Below are 1555 nucleotides of genomic sequence, written 5' to 3'. Positions count from 1 at the left end.
GAAACGCTAGTGCCAGCTATCGAACGTCATTTAAATCAACTTCCAATGGATTTAGATGGGGATCTGGAGCGCGCTTGGTTTTACAACATCCAAAACGAGCAGCAAAAAGCTGAAGCTCTCTATACTGACATGCAAAACAAGTATGACGACCCAAGAGTATTTATTGTTTATGCAGAGTACCTGAAGCAGTCAGGTAACGAACTTGAAATAAGAAAAGTGCTCAATCAAGCATTGTTGAACTATCCAGATTCAGCGGCACTTCATTACAGCCTCGGGTTGGCGTATCTGAGAAATAATCAAACAAATGACGCTATTCATAGGTTACGCACTGCGTATCAGTTAGAGCCGACTCGTGGTTCATACGGCTATATCTATGCGACGCTTATTCGAGATACCGATCCTGAAACAGCCATTTCCATATATGAATCGATATATCAGCGTCGTTCTCAACCTGCTTATCTCTACGCCTTATGTGAAACGCTATTGAATACCGGAGAGGACGCGAACCAGTGTCTAACCGAGCTAGAGACTGTTGCGCCTCAGGATGTAGTTTTAAAGCTAAGAGACTCATCTCCATCTGAATAATAGGATTCTCGACGGCTTCCACTAGCAGTCGAGAACTCAACCAAGCTTTGTAAGGTAATGTCATGTCCCAAGAGACTCATGCGGCGATTTGCGATTTTATTGATCATACAAACCAATCGATCATTGGCCAACAACACGTCACTAAATCAATGATGATTGCGTTGTTAACGGGTGGGCACATTCTTTTGGAAGGCCTACCGGGTACAGCTAAAACTCGTGCCGCAAAAGTGCTATCAGAACAGGTCAATCTGGAGTTTAGTCGCGTGCAGTTTACGCCCGATTTACTGCCTTCAGATGTTACAGGGACGCAGATGTACCACAAGGAGCAGTCAAGCTTGGTGTTTAAACCGGGTCCAATTTTTAGCTCCATGGTTTTGGCGGATGAGATAAACCGAGCTCCTGCGAAGGTTCAAGCAGCACTGCTAGAAGCTATGGCTGAGGGGACGGTAACTGTTGGAGGTGAAACGCGTAAATTACCTGATCCTTTCTTGGTTATAGCGACACAAAACCCAATTGAGCAAGAGGGGACGTACCCACTACCAGAGGCTCAAATGGATCGGTTCATGATGAAGGTACATGTGGACTATCCGAACAACGATGCTGAATTGGCGATCATTGAATTGGTACGCAGGGAAGAGCTAGGTGACATTGAAAAAAACACCTCTTTTGAAAGTGCGACGTTTTCTGAACATCAACAAGTAAATGATTCATCAGGCTCGGCATTAATTAGCCATGTTGAGCATATTAAAATAGGACAGGAAGCAGTAAAGCGTGTTCATAGTTCACAATCAATTAAGCAATATATTGTTGATCTTGTTATGGCAACACGTTTCCCTCATTTGTACCCAGATTCTAAATTGGCGAAATGGATTGAGGTTGGTGTTAGCCCGCGAGCGTCCATCGCCTTAGACAAGAGCAGTCGCGCTCATGCTTGGCTAGCAGGTCGTGATTATGTGACTCCTGATGATGT

2 protein-coding genes are annotated in these 1555 nt (G+C 44.6%); both read left to right on the top strand.

Annotated elements, in window-relative coordinates; genetic code table 11:
• A partial coding sequence (locus AC4MRV_RS22080) for a tetratricopeptide repeat protein (RefSeq protein ID WP_491189409.1) occupies window positions 1-585 on the top strand: 585 nt, incomplete at its 5' end.
• 62 nt (window positions 586-647) lie between these two features.
• Window positions 648-1555: AAA family ATPase (locus tag AC4MRV_RS22075; protein WP_491189408.1), on the top strand; the 908-nt coding region annotated here is incomplete at its 3' end.

This window comes from Vibrio sp. (assembly GCF_984391705.1).
This window is presented reverse-complemented; position numbering and strand designations above follow the sequence as displayed.